Origin of the sequence: Synechococcus sp. MIT S9507 (genome assembly GCF_047304715.1) — a bacterium.
GTDB lineage: Bacteria > Cyanobacteriota > Cyanobacteriia > PCC-6307 > Cyanobiaceae > Synechococcus_C.
The window spans coordinates 1350656-1365785 of record NZ_CP138970.1; the positions used below are offsets into that span (position 1 = coordinate 1350656).

The 15130-nt window shown below is 59.1% G+C and carries 15 protein-coding genes; 7 read left to right on the plus strand and 8 right to left on the minus strand.

Annotated features, from left to right (window positions below; all coding sequences use genetic code 11):
• The first annotated feature begins 83 nt into the window (after nucleotides 1-83).
• The 3 genes from murC to SIB83_RS07150 are packed head-to-tail and all read left to right on the plus strand — an operon-like array spanning nucleotide 84 to nucleotide 2809.
• Nucleotides 84-1535, plus strand: coding sequence for a UDP-N-acetylmuramate--L-alanine ligase (murC, locus tag SIB83_RS07140; protein ID WP_413747214.1), 1452 nt, complete (start codon nucleotides 84-86; stop codon nucleotides 1533-1535).
• Nucleotides 1511-2443, plus strand: coding sequence for a UDP-N-acetylmuramate dehydrogenase (gene murB / locus SIB83_RS07145; RefSeq protein ID WP_413747215.1), 933 nt, complete (start codon nucleotides 1511-1513; stop codon nucleotides 2441-2443). The genes murC and murB overlap by 25 nt, the downstream gene beginning before the upstream one ends.
• Nucleotides 2444-2467: 24 nt before the next feature.
• A complete protein-coding gene (locus tag SIB83_RS07150) occupies nucleotides 2468-2809 on the plus strand; it encodes a YbaB/EbfC family nucleoid-associated protein (RefSeq protein ID WP_413404601.1) in 342 nt (113 codons plus the stop codon).
• Here the strand turns inward: SIB83_RS07150 and rsgA are convergent.
• Genes rsgA through grpE form a run of 4 tightly spaced genes read right to left on the minus strand, consistent with a single transcriptional unit; the run spans nucleotide 2784 to nucleotide 5840 of the window.
• Nucleotides 2784-3665 (minus strand): ribosome small subunit-dependent GTPase A, encoded by an 882-nt coding sequence (rsgA, locus tag SIB83_RS07155; RefSeq protein ID WP_413404603.1) that lies wholly within the window; start codon nucleotides 3663-3665, stop codon nucleotides 2784-2786. The genes SIB83_RS07150 and rsgA overlap by 26 nt on opposite strands.
• A 19-nt stretch (nucleotides 3666-3684) precedes the next feature.
• Nucleotides 3685-3927, minus strand: a complete 243-nt coding sequence (locus SIB83_RS07160) for a sulfurtransferase TusA family protein (RefSeq protein WP_413404605.1) — start codon at nucleotides 3925-3927, stop codon at nucleotides 3685-3687.
• 2 nt (nucleotides 3928-3929) lie between these two features.
• On the minus strand, nucleotides 3930-5060 hold the full coding sequence (gene dnaJ / locus SIB83_RS07165; RefSeq protein WP_413747216.1) for a molecular chaperone DnaJ: 1131 nt from the start codon (nucleotides 5058-5060) through the stop codon (nucleotides 3930-3932).
• Between the two features lie 42 nt (nucleotides 5061-5102).
• On the minus strand, nucleotides 5103-5840 hold the full coding sequence (grpE, locus tag SIB83_RS07170; RefSeq protein ID WP_413747318.1) for a nucleotide exchange factor GrpE: 738 nt from the start codon (nucleotides 5838-5840) through the stop codon (nucleotides 5103-5105).
• A 95-nt stretch (nucleotides 5841-5935) separates the two neighbouring features.
• Here grpE and SIB83_RS07175 point away from each other — a divergent pair, with 95 nt between their 5' ends.
• From SIB83_RS07175 to SIB83_RS07185, 3 genes are read left to right on the plus strand one after another with little or no spacing between them, the layout of a single operon-like run.
• The gene (locus SIB83_RS07175; protein WP_413747217.1) at nucleotides 5936-7663 is read left to right on the plus strand and encodes a GspE/PulE family protein; all 1728 of its coding nucleotides are present in this window, start codon (nucleotides 5936-5938) and stop codon (nucleotides 7661-7663) included.
• A 10-nt stretch (nucleotides 7664-7673) separates the two neighbouring features.
• A complete protein-coding gene (locus SIB83_RS07180; RefSeq protein WP_413747218.1) occupies nucleotides 7674-8750 on the plus strand; it encodes a type IV pilus twitching motility protein PilT in 1077 nt (358 codons plus the stop codon).
• A gap of 3 nt (nucleotides 8751-8753) precedes the next feature.
• Nucleotides 8754-10178 carry a type II secretion system F family protein gene (locus SIB83_RS07185; RefSeq protein WP_413747219.1) on the plus strand — a complete coding sequence of 475 codons (1425 nt, stop codon included), beginning with the start codon at nucleotides 8754-8756 and terminating at the stop codon, nucleotides 10176-10178.
• 13 nt (nucleotides 10179-10191) lie between these two features.
• Here SIB83_RS07185 and SIB83_RS07190 read toward each other — a convergent pair whose 3' ends face one another.
• Complete coding sequence (locus SIB83_RS07190; protein ID WP_413747220.1) at nucleotides 10192-11481, minus strand: NAD(P)/FAD-dependent oxidoreductase; 1290 nt, start codon at nucleotides 11479-11481, stop codon at nucleotides 10192-10194.
• Nucleotides 11411-11920: a peptide-methionine (R)-S-oxide reductase MsrB gene (gene msrB, locus SIB83_RS07195; protein ID WP_413404618.1), complete on the minus strand. Its 510-nt coding sequence runs from the start codon at nucleotides 11918-11920 to the stop codon at nucleotides 11411-11413. The genes SIB83_RS07190 and msrB overlap by 71 nt, the downstream gene beginning before the upstream one ends.
• A gap of 69 nt (nucleotides 11921-11989) precedes the next feature.
• Here msrB and dusA point away from each other — a divergent pair, with 69 nt between their 5' ends.
• Nucleotides 11990-12994 carry a tRNA dihydrouridine(20/20a) synthase DusA gene (gene dusA, locus SIB83_RS07200; RefSeq protein WP_413747221.1) on the plus strand — a complete coding sequence of 335 codons (1005 nt, stop codon included), beginning with the start codon at nucleotides 11990-11992 and terminating at the stop codon, nucleotides 12992-12994.
• A 24-nt stretch (nucleotides 12995-13018) separates the two neighbouring features.
• Here the strand turns inward: dusA and SIB83_RS07205 are convergent, their stop codons facing one another.
• Nucleotides 13019-13597: an RNA recognition motif domain-containing protein gene (locus SIB83_RS07205; RefSeq protein ID WP_413747222.1), complete on the minus strand. Its 579-nt coding sequence runs from the start codon at nucleotides 13595-13597 to the stop codon at nucleotides 13019-13021.
• Nucleotides 13598-13716: 119 nt separating this feature from the next.
• Entirely contained in the window at nucleotides 13717-15129 is a 1413-nt protein-coding gene (gene argH, locus SIB83_RS07210) for an argininosuccinate lyase (protein ID WP_413747223.1), read from the minus strand.
• Between the last annotated feature and the right edge of the window lies 1 nt (nucleotide 15130).

Consider the following 15130-nt stretch of genomic DNA (forward strand, 5'->3'; position numbering starts at 1 on the left):
GGAAGGATTTAAAACGACAGTTTGCGGCGATTAGTGGTCAACAGGAAATGCTGATTTAAGGTGCGCGTCCATGGCATTGGTCATTGAGCAGATCGCTTGACAGCCCTTCCTCAGTGCACTTCATCGGTGCAGGCGGAATCGGCATGTCTGCCCTCGCAAGAATTCTGCTCAGTCGTGGTCACAAGGTGAGTGGTTCAGACCGCAGGATGTCGCCAGCAATGGAATCCCTGCAGTCGCTGGGGATGGTGACTTTCGGCTCGCAAACGGCGGACAATCTCGATCAGCTGGAGAAACTTGGTTTCGCTTCTCCCCTGGTCGTCATCAGCAGTGCCATCCCGGACAGCAATCCGGAACTGGCCGCAGCTCGACGGTTGGAACTGACTGTCTGGCACCGCTCCGATCTGCTCGCTGCCCTGATTGATCAACAGCCCTCCATCGCAGTAGCGGGCACCCACGGCAAAACCACCACGAGCACAGTGGTCACTTCGCTCCTCCACAGTGCAGGAGAAGATCCCACCGCTGTGATCGGTGGCATCGTTCCCTGTTACGCAAGCAACGGTCATGCGGGCGCAGGACGTCTGCTTGTCGCAGAAGCCGATGAATCCGACGGCTCCCTGGTGAAATTCAACGCAACCCTGGGCGTGATCACCAATCTGGAACTGGATCACACGGATCATTACAGGGATCTGGATGATCTGATCACCACGATGCGGCGCTTCGCTTCAGGTTGCGGTCGACTGCTAGCCAACCAGGATGACCCGATCCTGAGCGAACACTTTCAAGCCGATGCCTGGTGGTCAGTGCAACGCAGTGACAACGTCGAGTACGCAGCCTTGCCAATCGCGCTTGAGGGTGACCACACAGTTGCGGATCTCTACGAACAAGGTGAGTGCGTCGGCCGGATCACCTTGCCGCTGCCAGGCCTTCACAACCTGAGCAATGCTCTGGGAGCTCTTGCAGCCTGCCGATTGGAAGGAATCCCTCTCGAACGTCTGATCACCCACCTCGACAGCTTGAAAACTCCAGGTCGCCGCTTCGACTATCGCGGCGACTGGCAAGGTCGGCTGGTTGTGGATGACTACGCCCATCACCCCAGTGAGGTGGCAGCCACTCTGGCCATGGCAGCTCTGATGGTGACCAGTGGGCGAAGCCCCCTACCACGCAGCCCAAAGAGGCTGATGGCTGTGTTTCAACCCCATCGATACAGCAGGACTCAGGAGTTTCAGAACGAATTCGCGAAGGCACTCTCCGGCGTGGACATTGTTGTACTGGCTCCCGTGTTCTCAGCCGGTGAAACTCCAATTGCCGGTGTCAGCAGTGAATCCCTCGCATCCTGCATTCAGCAACACAATCTCGACCAGACCGTTCTTGTGGCAGAAACCATGGACGAGCTGACGGATCTGGTCAAGACGCACAGCCATGCTGATGACCTCGTGCTGGCGATGGGGGCCGGTGATGTGAACAGCCTCTGGTCGCGGCTGTCACCAAACTCATTGCAGGAGCAGACGTCATGTCAGTCGACACTGACTGCTTGAGTGTTCTGAAAGAAAAGGGAATCCTGCAGGCGCAGGTTTCCCTCGCTCACTACACAACCTGGAGAGTGGGCGGACCGGCTCAATGGCTGGCCGAACCGAACGCAGCCCAGCAGATTCCCACTTTGTTGAACTGGGCGGCAAATGAAGGTTTACCCGTGCGTGTGATCGGTGCAGGCTCCAATCTGCTGATTGCTGATGCAGGGCTTCCAGGATTGACTCTCTGCTTGCGGCGGTTGCAGGGACTTGACCTGAATTCCCGGACAGGCAGGGTGCGGGCAAGTTCAGGTGAACCGATCCCCACCCTGGCAAGACGTGCCGCGAGAAAGGGATTGCAGGGGCTGGAGTGGGCCGTGGGCATCCCTGGCACCGTTGGCGGAGCCGCTGTCATGAACGCGGGTGCTCAGGGTGGCTGCACGGCTGAACGGTTGCTCAGCGTGGATGTCGTTCCTCTGCAAGGCGATGATTTCCAGATCAGGAGGCTTGCGCGGGAATCCCTGGATTTCGCGTACCGCCACAGTGCTCTGCAGACCAAACCAGTGCTGGTGGTGGCCGCAGAGTTTCAACTTGAAGCAGGTCATGATCCGGCTGAACTGCAGGAACGCACCACCGGAAACCTCAACCATCGCACCAGTACCCAGCCCTACAAGCAACCGAGTTGCGGCAGCGTCTTCCGCAACCCGGAACCGGCGAAGGCCGGTCGTCTGATTGAGGGTCTTGGCCTGAAAGGCCGTCGCGTCGGTGGAGCTCAGATCTCCGAAATTCACGCCAATTTCATCGTGAACACCGGAGGAGCCTGCGCTGCAGACATCCGCAATCTGATCGGCCTGGTGCAAAAGGAAGTGGCCGATGCCCACGGCATCGAGCTGCAACCTGAAGTGAAACGACTGGGATTTGAAACGGCGGCCTAACCTTTCGGTTCCTTCAGCGATGTCATGGCCGGGTTCGGACTTCCCAATTTTGGACAGCTCACCGAAGCCTTCCGTAAGGCACAGCAAATCCAACAGGATGCCCAGAAGCTGCAGGAGGAGCTCGATGCCATGGAGATCGAAGGCAGCAGTGAAGACGGACGCGCCCGCATCTGGCTCTCTGGCAACCAGCAGCCGCTGCGTGTGACATTGGATCCCAGCCTGCTGAGCGAAGGACAGGAGGCAGCTGAAGCCGCCACACTTGCCGCCCTTCAGTCCGCTTATGAAAACTCCACTGGCACCATGAAGGAACGGATGCAGGAGCTCACGGGCGGGCTCGATCTCAACCTGCCCGGAATGGGCGGTTGATCTCGAGAAGTTCCTCCACCGCTTTGCGATACATCGGATAGCGCTCCCAGTCGCGTGTCACACCACAACCTGGCTCATCCCTGTGCAAGCAATCACGGAAACGGCAGGGATGCCTGTCGAGCTGCACTCGGAGCTCCGGAAACAGCACTTCCAGATTGGAGACATCATCCGGTAGCTCCGGGCGGTTGAATCCCGGAGTGTCAGCAACCCTGGAGCCAGAGGTAATCGCATGCAATTCCACATGACGTGTGGTGTGACGCCCCCTCTGCAGGCGACCCGACACTTCACCCACCCGTAATGCCAATCCGGGCAGGAGGCCATTCAGCAGCGAACTTTTGCCCACCCCCGAGGGACCGCACAGCACCGAGATCGGAACGGTCGCCAACTGCGCTCGCAGTTCGTCGAACCCCATTCCAGAGCGAGCCGAAACAAGAATCGGGTCATAGCCCCATCCGTGCAGGCGTTGCTGCAGCTGCGACAAAGCGGCGGAATCCAGCAGATCGCACTTGGTCAACACAAGCAAAACCTGCAATCCGGTCTTCTCAGCAGTAAGCAGGAACCTGCTGACCTGATCGGCATCAAAAGCAGGTTGCTCAACCGCAACCGCGACGAGGATGCAGGAGGCATTGGCCACGGGAGGTCGAACCAGAAAACTGCTGCGAGGATCCACTTCCGCAACCACTGCCCTGGCGTGATCACGGTCAATGGCTTCGACTCCAACGCGATCACCGACGTGGACCGCGGCTCCACGATGGTTCAGTCGGGTGCGACGTGTGCAGAGAAGACGGGGAGGAACATCAACGGGCGGAGCCTCAAGTTCCACATCGAGGTAGTTGGCCTGCAGTGCAACGACCATGCCCGGATGCAGCTCATGGCTAAGCACCGGCACAGATGATCTTCAGACGCACCTGAACATCAGAAAGACGCTCCACGAAGACCTGATGACCATCACGACGCAGTCCAGGAACCACCATCTCTTCAGGCTCGCCTGGGTCAAGATCCACCTGCAGACACTGTCCGGTGGTCATGCTCTCAAGAGTGAGCCGACAGCGAATGAAATTGAGCGGACAGGGCGTCCCACAGAGATCGAGCTGGTGATCGGGGTGACGTTCCGTCATGGTCAGCGCTGTCCGAACAGACGCGCAAACAGTCCACTCTTGTGGTGATGGTGCTGTTCTCCCCTGGCGGAATGATGTCCAGCGAGCTCCTCAAGCAGTCCCCTCTCCTCTTGATTGAGCCGGGTGGGAAGCTTCACGTTGACCGTGATGCGTTGATTACCCCGAGCCACAGGATTTCCCAGCTTGGGAATGCCCTTGTTCTCCAGAGTGAGAACGGCATTGGGTTGAGTTCCTGCAGGAATCTCAAGGCTTGTAGGGCCGTCCACCGTGTCCACTTCGATGGTGTCACCGAGAATCGCCTGCAGGTAGCTCACCTTCACTTCGGAATGAACCGTCAAACCGTCCCTCTGCAAAGAAGGGTGGGCCTTAACGGTCAGGAACACATACAAGTCGCCTGAGGGACCTCCGCGTAAGCCGGCATTACCCTCACCAGCCACTCTTAAGCGGGTACCGGTGTCAACACCGGCTGGGATGTTGATGCGCAGCTTTTTGCGGACCTGATTCACTCCCTGACCGCCACAGGCATTGCAGGGATCAGCAATCACCTGGCCACTGCCGGTGCAGGTGGGACATTCCGCCACCTGGGTGAAACTGCCGAAAGGAGTCCTGGTTGCCCGGCGCACCTGACCAACACCTCCACAGGTGGAACAGGTGGTGGGACCACTGCCGCTTTTGGCACCGCTTCCGGAGCAGGTGGTGCAGGTTTCCAGGTGAGGTACACGAATCTCACGCTCCTGTCCGAACACTCCCTGATCAAAATCGATCGTGAGGTCGTAGCGCAGGTCATCCCCCTGCTGAGGACCACGGCGACGTTGTTGACGGCCACCGCCTGCGGCTCCACCGAACCCGCTGAAGAAGGTTTCAAAAATATCGGCGAAACCACCCATGTCGCCCATATCGGGCATTCCGGCGGCACCACCAAGCCCCGCCTCGCCGAATTGGTCGTAGCGACCACGGGTCTGGGGATCGCTGAGTACCTCGTAGGCGCGGCCTATCTCCTTGAAGCGATCCTCGGCGCCAGGTTCCTTGTTGATGTCAGGGTGATACTGGCGAGCCAGTCGCCGATAGGCCCTTTTGAGGGTGTCGGCATCCGCATCCCTGCTGACACCGAGCAGCTCGTAATAATCGGCCATCAGCTTGACATCCCGGAGATCACAGTAGAAGCAGGGGGCTGATCAACCGTTGTCATCACCTGAAGCCTCCCCATCAGACGCTGCCTCGGCATCAGGGGTAGACGTCTCTCCGCTGGCATCCTGTTGCGGACCTGGCCCCATCGAAACCTTGACCATGGCGTGACGCAGGACACGGCCGTCGAGGTGATAGCCGCGCTGAAGCTCCTCAATCACCACATCCTCAGGATGCTCCTCACTGGGCTCACGCAACACAGCCTCATGCAGGGTTGGATCAAACTCCTGGCCGACCACTCGCATCGGAGCCACACCCAGCTGTTTGAGGACCTCAACCAGCTGCTTGTAAAGCCCCTGATAGCTGCGGTGAAGCGCCTGGGCTTCTTCAGTCTGAGGATCGAGCTGCTGACGGGCACGCTCGAAGTTGTCCACAACCGGAAGGATTTCGCTGAGGGTGCTGCAGATGAGCTGCAGTTTGAGGTCATCCTGATCGCGACTCTGACGCTTGCGAAAGTTGTCGAAGTCCGCTGCGATACGCACGTATTGACCGCGCAAGACTTCATGCTCTTCTCTGAGCGCGGAATGCTCCTTCTCGAGCTGCTCAAGACGGGTCTCGTTGTCGACGGACTGGGTACCTGACTCCGATTCGACAGCATCTGCGGCTGACGCTGCCTCCTCAACGACTGGTGTCGTTTCCAGAGTTTCGTTTGTTGTCACGGCAGGTTGCTGGCCGTCGGAACCAGCCGATGACGGATCCTGCGCTGGGGTGGAAGCATCGCCACTCATGCTGACCGGTTGCGAATTCACGTCTAGACATGTTGATAGGTGAGGCAGTCCTCCCACAAGCGGGGGAAGCCCGCACCTTTCTGTGAATTGAAGCCGTGAGCGACGACCGTCGGCATCTGGAACTGGAACTTCTGCTGCAGCGGGCCATTCCAGGCGATTTCGGCATCTCTGATCAACCTGTTCTGCTCGAGGAACTGGCGACGATGGGATTTGATCCTGCTCGTCACGCTGCGCTCGCCGAAAGCCTGAGGAAGCTGCTCGACAACAACCTCCCGGTGAGCGATGAAGCACTCCCCCTCAAACCACCCATCACGGAAACACCGCCAAGACATATCGAGGTCTTGCCGGAACCCATAACCTCAGTTTCAAACGCTGCAGAGGCCGAAACCGTTGCCGAGACGGCTACCTCCTATCTGAGGGATTTCAACGTCAATGGGGTGCTGGAAGCTGATCCCGACGAGAAGGATGCCGACTCCTCGAAACCCGCGGATCTTGAATCGGGGCTCAACGATGCGGAACGCTCACCGGTGATCGATCTGGTGGATCGCATCCTGATGCAGGCCCTCGAACTGGGTGCCAGCGATATCCATGTGGAGCCTCAGCAGGCCGGACTCCAGCTGCGCTTTCGTCAGGACGGGGTGCTGCAGAGCCAGATCGAACCTCTGCCCAGTCGGATGGTGCCTGCGGTGACCTCCAGATTCAAGATCATGGCGGAACTGGACATCGCCGAACGCCGGCTTCCCCAGGACGGCCGCATCCGCCGCCGCTTCCAGAACAGGACAGTGGATTTCAGGGTCAACAGTCTGCCGAGCCGCTATGGGGAAAAAATCGTTCTGCGGCTTCTGGACAGCTCGGCCACCCAGCTGGGTCTCGACAAACTCATTTCCAATGCTGACGCCCTGAATCTGGTGCGCACCTTGGGATCCAAGCCCTTCGGGATGATCCTGGTCACAGGACCGACTGGATCCGGTAAGTCGACAACGCTGTATTCCCTGCTGGCGGAGCGCAACGAACCAGGAATCAACATCTCCACCGTTGAGGACCCCATCGAATACACGCTGCCAGGCATCACCCAGTGTCAGGTGAACAGGGAGAAGGGATTTGACTTCAGCCAGGCACTGAGGGCCTTCATGCGCCAGGACCCGGACGTGCTGCTGGTGGGCGAAACGCGCGATCTGGAAACCGCGAAAACAGCCATCGAAGCCGCACTCACCGGTCACCTGGTGCTGACCACCCTTCACTGCAACGATGCTCCCAGCGCCATCGCCCGTCTCGATGAGATGGGTGTGGAGCCTTTCATGGTGAGCGCCTCACTGATCGGGATCGTGTCCCAGCGTCTGCTTCGACGGGTCTGCTCGACTTGCAGGATCGCCTACCGGCCTGATCCCCAAGAACTGGCTCGTTTCGGCCTGATGGCGAGCAATGAAGCGAACGTGAGCTTTTTCAGAGCCAACCACCATGAAGGCCAGTCCAACCCATGCCCCCATTGCCAGGGCAGTGGTTACAAGGGACGCGTGGGGGTCTACGAAGTGCTGCGCATGAATGAAGCTCTCGCGGCCGCCGTGGCCAAGGGCGCCACCACAGACATGGTGAGACAGCTCGCTCTGGAGGGAGGGATGAAAACCTTGCTGGGTTACAGCCTTGACCTGGTGAGGGAGGGACATACGACCCTGGAGGAAGTGGGCAGGATGGTTCTCACAGACGCGGGGCTGGAATCGGAACGACGCGCACGCGCTCTCAGCACCCTCACCTGCCATGGCTGTGGTGGCGGACTCCAGGAAGGTTGGCTGGAATGTCCCTACTGCCTGACACCACGTCACTGAGGACGAAGCGATGGAGCTGATGATCGAGGACCTGATGCAGGAACTGGTGAAAAACGGAGGCAGTGACCTGCATATCGCCAGCGGCCAGCCCCCCTACGGACGTTTCAGCGGCAAGCTGCGGCCGATGCGTGATGCAGCTCTGCCGGAGGAGAGCTGTAACCGGCTGATCTTCTCGATGCTCAACAACAGCCAACGCAAGACGCTTGAACAGACATGGGAACTTGACTGCGCCTACGGACTCAAGGGCGTTGCCCGCTTCCGGGTGAATGTGTATCGCCAGAAAGGAAGCTATGCGGCCTGCCTGCGAGCACTGGGAAGCACAATCCCAAGCATCGAAATGCTGAATATGCCTCCGGTGGTGGTGGAAACCAGTCAACGACCGCGGGGGCTCGTTTTGGTGACTGGACCCACAGGCTCAGGCAAGACAACCACCCTGGCCGCATTGCTGGATCACATCAACCACAGCCGGGCCGAACACATTCTCACCATCGAAGATCCGATCGAGTTTGTTTACAAAAGCGATCGCAGCCTGGTGCACCAGCGTCAGCTCAATGAGGACACTCGCAGCTTTGGAAATGCACTCAGAGCAGCCCTGCGGGAAGACCCCGACGTGATCCTGGTCGGAGAGATGCGCGACCTGGAAACCATTCAGCTGGCCATCACCGCCGCGGAGACCGGTCACCTCGTCTTCGGCACTCTGCACACCAGTTCCGCTGCCCAGACGGTGGACCGCATGGTGGATGTGTTTCCTCCCGGCCAGCAGACCCAGATCCGTGTGCAACTCTCCGGAAGCCTGTTGGCGGTGTTTTCCCAGACGCTTTGCCAACGCAACAACCCCGCTCCAGGTCAGTTCGGCCGAGTGATGGCTCAGGAAATCATGATCAACACCCCTGCCATTGCCAACCTGATCCGCGAGGGCAAGACCGCTCAGCTGTATTCACAGATTCAGACCGGCGGCGAGCTGGGGATGCAGACCCTGGAAAAAGCACTGGCGAATCTGGTGAAAAACAACACAATCACCAAAACGGAAGCCCTATCCAAAGCCTCCAAAGAAGGCGAACTGGATCGGCTGATCAGCTCTCCTTGAGTCATGGGCGACTATCGCGCGGTCTATCTCAATCGCACTGGACAGAGAGTCAGCATCACCTTGAAAGCAGATGACATCCAGATCGCGAAACGACAACTCAGGCGCCGTGGATGCAAACCGATTCAAATTGAACCCTGTGATGAGACTGCCCAGCAGGGGAAAACCAGCACACGACGATTTCAGGCTCGATGCCTGACCCTGCGTGGCAATGAACGCCATGTGACCATCGATTCCACCTCCGCAGACGACGCACGCAGGCAATTGCGGCGCAGCGGGTTGCGTGTTCAGGACATCAGCCTGTCAACAACAACTGTCGCTAAACAGGCTGAGGAAAACGATCAGAACAACGCCCGGGGTCTCTTGCAATCGCTTGAAGAGGCTTTCCAAAAACCTCCCGGAGTGAAGCAGAAGGCCGTTTGGGCCAGCAAACTTGCGGCGCTTGTGAATGCAGGGGTCCCCATCGTGCGCAGCCTCGATCTGATGACCAGCCAGCAGAAGCTGCCGATGTTCAAAAAAGCACTCACTGCAGTGGGCAGGGAAGTGAACCAGGGCACTGCGATGGGCAGTGCGATGCGTCAGTGGCCCAAGGTGTTCGACCAGCTCACTGTGGCCATGGTGGAAGCCGGTGAAGCTGGCGGGGTGTTGGATGAATCGCTGAAAAGGCTCGCCAAGCTGCTTGAAGACAATGCCCGGCTGCAGAACCAGATCAAAGGTGCCCTGGGCTATCCAGTGGCGGTGCTGGTGATCGCCATCCTGGTGTTTCTGGGAATGACCATCTTCCTGATCCCCACATTTGCTGGAATCTTCGAGGATCTCGGCGCTGAACTGCCGCTGTTCACCCAGCTGATGGTGGACCTGAGCAAACTGCTGCGCTCATCAGCAGCTCTGGTGTTTGCCGGTGGTCTCCTGGTGGCTGTGTGGCTGTTCAGCCGCTACTACGCGACCCATAACGGCAGACGCGTGGTCGACCGGTTGATGCTGAAGCTGCCGCTGTTCGGAGAACTGATCATGAAGACCGCAACCGCTCAGTTCTGCAGGATCTTCAGCTCGCTGAGCCGAGCAGGGGTACCGATCCTGATGTCACTGGAGATCTCCAGTGAAACGGCAGGCAATTCGATCATTTCCGACGCGATCCTCGACTCGAGAGCGCTGGTTCAGGAAGGAGTGCTGCTGAGCACGGCGCTGACACGACAGAAAGTGTTGCCCGAAATGGCCCTGAGCATGCTCTCGATCGGTGAGGAAACCGGGGAGATGGACCAGATGCTCAGCAAAGTGGCTGACTTCTATGAAGATGAGGTTTCTGCGTCTGTGAAGGCACTCACCTCAATGTTGGAACCAGCGATGATCGTTGTGGTGGGTGGCATTGTTGGCTCGATCCTTCTGGCGATGTATCTGCCGATGTTCACCGTGTTTGATCAGATTCAGTGACGCAATGCGGGGACTAGGTGGCGGCAATGGCCTGGCCGGCAAGCCAGCCTCCACTCCAGCAGGCCTGGAAGTTGAACCCTCCGGTGACACCATCCACATCGAGCAGTTCACCCGCCACATACAGCCCTGAACAGCGACGGCTTTCCATCGTGGCCAGATTCACCTCCCCCAGGGCCACGCCACCAGCTGTGACGAACTCCTCACCAAATGGACCCCGGCCCTGAATCAGCAGACGCTGAGCGCAGAGAATGTCGACGAGCTGACGCTCTGCCTTCAACGGCAGATCCGCCCAGCGGCGCTCATCCTCGACAGCAACCTCATGCAAGAAGGCCTGCCACAAGCGTCGCGGCAGATGCTCAAACGGTTTGGCTGAAACCACGGTGCGTCTGGCTTTCTCCAACCGCCACTGCCGCAGTCCCTGCTCCACACCCTTACGGCCCAGACCGCCACTCCAGTCAACCTTCAGTTCGCCCTTGTAGTGGCATTGATAAAGAGCCCGGGCAGCAAAAGCGGAGAGTCGCAGCGTTGCGGGACCACTGAGACCTCGGTGGGTGATCAGCACCCGACCGGTTTGTCTGAAGCGCTGATCACCGAGCTTCAGATCAAGGCTCACGTCATCAAGGGCAATGCCGCTGCAAGAGGCAAGTGCTTTGGTGTGCAGCGAAAGGCTGAACAGAGAAGGAACCGGCGGCACCACTTGATGACCGAGGGACTCCGCGAGCTTTCGACCACTGGGATGACCACCGGTGGCCAGCATCACCTTGCAAGCCTTCAATGGCTGATCAAGCCCGCGCCCATCGACCAAGAAAACACCATCCGTCTGCAGCGCAACCCGTTGCACCATCACCTTGGTCCGAAGCTGCACGCCCACCTCAGTCGCGGCGTTCTGCAAGCATTGAATCACCGCCTCCGAACGGTTCTGCTGCGGAAACATGCGTCCGTCTGGTTCCTCAACAAGCGTGAGGCCATGGTCATCGAACCAGGCGATCGCATCACCACAAGCGAAACGACTGAATGGGCCCCGCAACGGTCGACTACCACGCGGGTAATGGCTGGAGAGTTCAACGGGATCCCAGCAGGCATGCGTGACATTGCAGCGACCACCACCGCTGATGCGCACCTTATGCAGCGGCTCCGGGGTGGCCTCAAGAACCGCAACCCGACGCAGACCCTGTTCTGCAGCGGTGATCGCTGCCATGTAACCGGCAGGACCACCACCGATCACAATCAGATCAAGCGGGCTGGAAGCGCAGGGCGACGCCGTTGTTGCAGTAGCGCTTGCCGGTGGGCCTGGGACCGTCATTGAACACATGACCCTGGTGGCCGCCACAGCGGCTGCAGTGGTATTCCGTGCGAGGAACAATCAACTTGAAATCTACTTTCGTGGCGATGGCACCCGGCAAGGGCTGCCAGAAGCTTGGCCAACCTGTGCCACTGTCGAACTTGGCCTGCGACGAAAACAGCGAAAGTTCGCATCCAGCGCAGCAATAGGTACCGGATCTCTTCTCGCTGTTGAGCTCACTGCTGAAAGGGGGCTCGGTGCCTTCCCTGCGAAGCACCTGATACGAATCAGGCGACAAACGTTTCCTCCATTCCTGATCGGAAAGATCCCACTTGGAATCCGACGCATCGGAAGCGGCGGAAACCTGCTTCGGAGCACGAAAAACACCGACCAGCCCCGAAACCGTGGCGACCAGCATGGAACGTCTGCTCAGCAGCCACTTTTCGAAGGTGGAGGGCATCACGGATGTCACATCTTTGCTGAAACCGTTCTAGACAACTCGGAACCAGGAACCAGGCAGCATGGAGGGATGGATTCCCTCACCAGAACCGATCGGGAACCTTGCTGGCGCTTCAGCATCGCTCCGATGCTGGACTGCACAGACCGGCATTATCGACAGCTGATGCGCCAGATCAGCTGTCAAGCACTGCTGTACAGCGAAATGGTGGTGGCCCAGGCGCTTCACTACACCAAGCGACGGGAGCGCCTGCTCGACTTCGATGTGGAGGAGCATCCGATCGCCCTGCAAATCGGCGGTGATCAGCCTCAATTGCTCGCCGAGGCTGCTCGCATGGCAGCGGACTGGGGTTATGACGAGATCAACCTCAATGTGGGCTGCCCAAGCCCTCGGGTTCAGGCCGGCAATTTCGGAGCCTGCCTGATGGCGGAACCCGAACGCGTGGCCCGCTGCGTGGAAGCGATGGTGTCCGCCACTGCCCTGCCGGTGACGGTGAAACACCGTGTTGGTATTGATCATCTCGATAGCGACACCCTGCTCACTGCTTTTGTGGATCAGGTGGCCGCGGCCGGCGCCTCCCGCTTCAGCGTGCATGCGCGCAAAGCCTGGCTGGATGGCCTCGATCCAAAACAGAACCGCACGATTCCTCCGTTGCAGCACGAGCGGGTGATCGCGCTCAAACAACGAAGACCTGAGCTCAAGATCGAGCTGAACGGCGGACTCGACACCCCGGAACAATGCCTCTCTGCTCTGAATCAATGCGACGGCGCGATGGTTGGCAGAGCCGCCTATGCCCATCCTCTGCGCTGGGCAACGGTGGATGCACTGATTTATGGCGAGGCACCAAAGACTGTGAAAGCTTCGGACGTGATCACAGGCCTGATGCCCCATGCCGAACGCCACCTGAAACGGGGGGGCCGACTGTGGGATCTCTGCCGCCACCTTGTGCAGCTGGTGGAAGGGGTTCCGGGTGCCCGTCACTGGCGTCGCGAGCTCGGTCAGCAAGCCCAGAGCTCAGGTGCTGACCTAAGAGTGCTGGAACATTCAACCCGGCAGCTCACAGATGCCGGGCTCTAACGGTGAACTGAACAGATCGGTTGCTCAGCCTTCGGCGCCGCCGTAACCGCCGTAATCATCTCCACCACCATCACCGCTGCCGCCATAACCGCTGCTTCCACCATGATTCTGGGAAGCACCACCCCTACGGCGACTACGGCGACCGTCTTCAAGACCACCACCATAAGGAGATCCAGACTGGTCTCCACCGCCAGCAGCTCCGCCACCGCTGTAACCGCCACCGGACGAGCCGCCTCCATAACTGCGATCTTCCCAACCACGGGCACCGGAGCGTCGATCGCCACCGCCGCCGCCGTAGCCACCGCCGCCGCCGTAGCCACCACCGCCGCCGTAGCCACCGCCGCCACGACGAGGTGCACTACCCCGGGGCTCAGCCTTGTTGATGCGTAGGGGACGCCCCATTAACTCAGCGCCCTGCAGAGCTTCGATCGCCGCGGCCTCCGCCGCTTCATCGACCATCTCCACGAAAGCGAAACCACGTTTGCGACCGGTGTCACGCTCAAGAGGAAGGGCACAGTTCGTGACCTCTCCATGAGCGGCAAACAGTTCGATCACGTCTTCCTGCTCAGCGCGGAAGGGCAGATTGCCGACAAAAATGCTCACTTGACTGCTGGACCTGAAGAGAAAGGACCCAATCGGATCAGACAAGCCATCGGTTCAGGGTCCACTGAGGGATCAATAGCCTCTGGCATTCACAGGTTAGACCCGGTCTCGCGAAATGATCAGTGATTCGCTAATCCAAGCCGATCGCTCCAGAGTGCAAGCTGCTCTTCGACCCGAGCAAACCCAGTGCCACCCTCACTGAGGCGAGCGGCAACAACCTGCCGAGGTGCGAGAGCATCAAACAGGTCGGCGTCAATGGAGGGATGAAACTGTCGCCAGCGTTCAAGGCTCAGATCACGCAGCAAAAGCCCATCGCTCAGGCACTGTTTCACCACCGATCCAACAATCTGATAAGCCTCGCGGAAAGGAACCTGTCGAGCCACCAGATAATCGGCCACATCGGTGGCATTGGAGAAATCAGAACCGACAGCGGCTTCCAGCCGATCAGGACGAAAGCTCAGACCCTCCTCGATCAGAATCGTCATCGCCTCGAGGCACTGGAAGCTGGTGTTCACCACATCAAAAAGAGCTTCCTTGTCTTCCTGAAAATCCTTGTTGTAAGCCAGCGGCAGCCCCTTGATCATGGTCAGCAATCCCTGCAGATGTCCGAACACCCGGCCGCACTTGCCGCGAACCAGTTCAGGAACATCAGGATTTTTCTTCTGCGGCATGAGGCTGCTGCCGGTGGCGCATCGATCACTCAGACGCACAAATCCGCATTCCTCGGAAGCCCAGAAGATCACCTCCTCGGCCAGACGACTGAGATGCACCATCAACAACGAAGCGGCAGCTGAAAACTCCACAGCGAAATCACGGTCACTGACAGCATCCAGGCTGTTGGCATAAATCCCTTCGAAGTCCAAGGCTGCGGCGGTGCTGTGCCGATTGATCGGCACAGGCGTTCCAGCCAGGGCTGCGGCACCCAACGGCGAGCAGTTGACGCGCTTGCGCACATCCTCAAACCGTTGACGATCGCGCTCGAGCATCTCCACATAAGCAAGCAGATGGTGCGCCAGACACACGGGCTGCGCCCTCTGTAGGTGGGTGTAACCGGGAATCAGCGTGTTGCGGTGATCAAGCGCCTGACGCAGCAAAGCGGTCTGAAACAGCCGCACCAGCGGGTCCAGCTCATCGATGCGACGGCGAAGCCACAGACGCAGATCCGTGCCCACCTGATCATTGCGGCTGCGTCCTGTATGCAACTTTTTTCCCACAGGCCCGCGCAGGGCAATCAAACGACGCTCTACTGCAAAGTGCACATCCTCATCGTCGATGCCGGGATTGAAGCTGCCGGCAGCCGCTTCCGCGCGGATCTGTTCCAGACCGCTGCAGAGCTGATCCGCTTCCGCCTGGTCGATAACGCCGCAGTCGGCCAACATGCGGGCATGGGCCACTGAACCATCAAGATCCTCCTGCAGAAGGGTGATGTCAAAGCCGATCGAGGCATTGAACCGTTCGATCGCCGGATGCAGTCCCTGTTCGAACCGATCACTCCAGGTGGCGGAGCCTCCGCCCGTCACTCCACCGGCCATC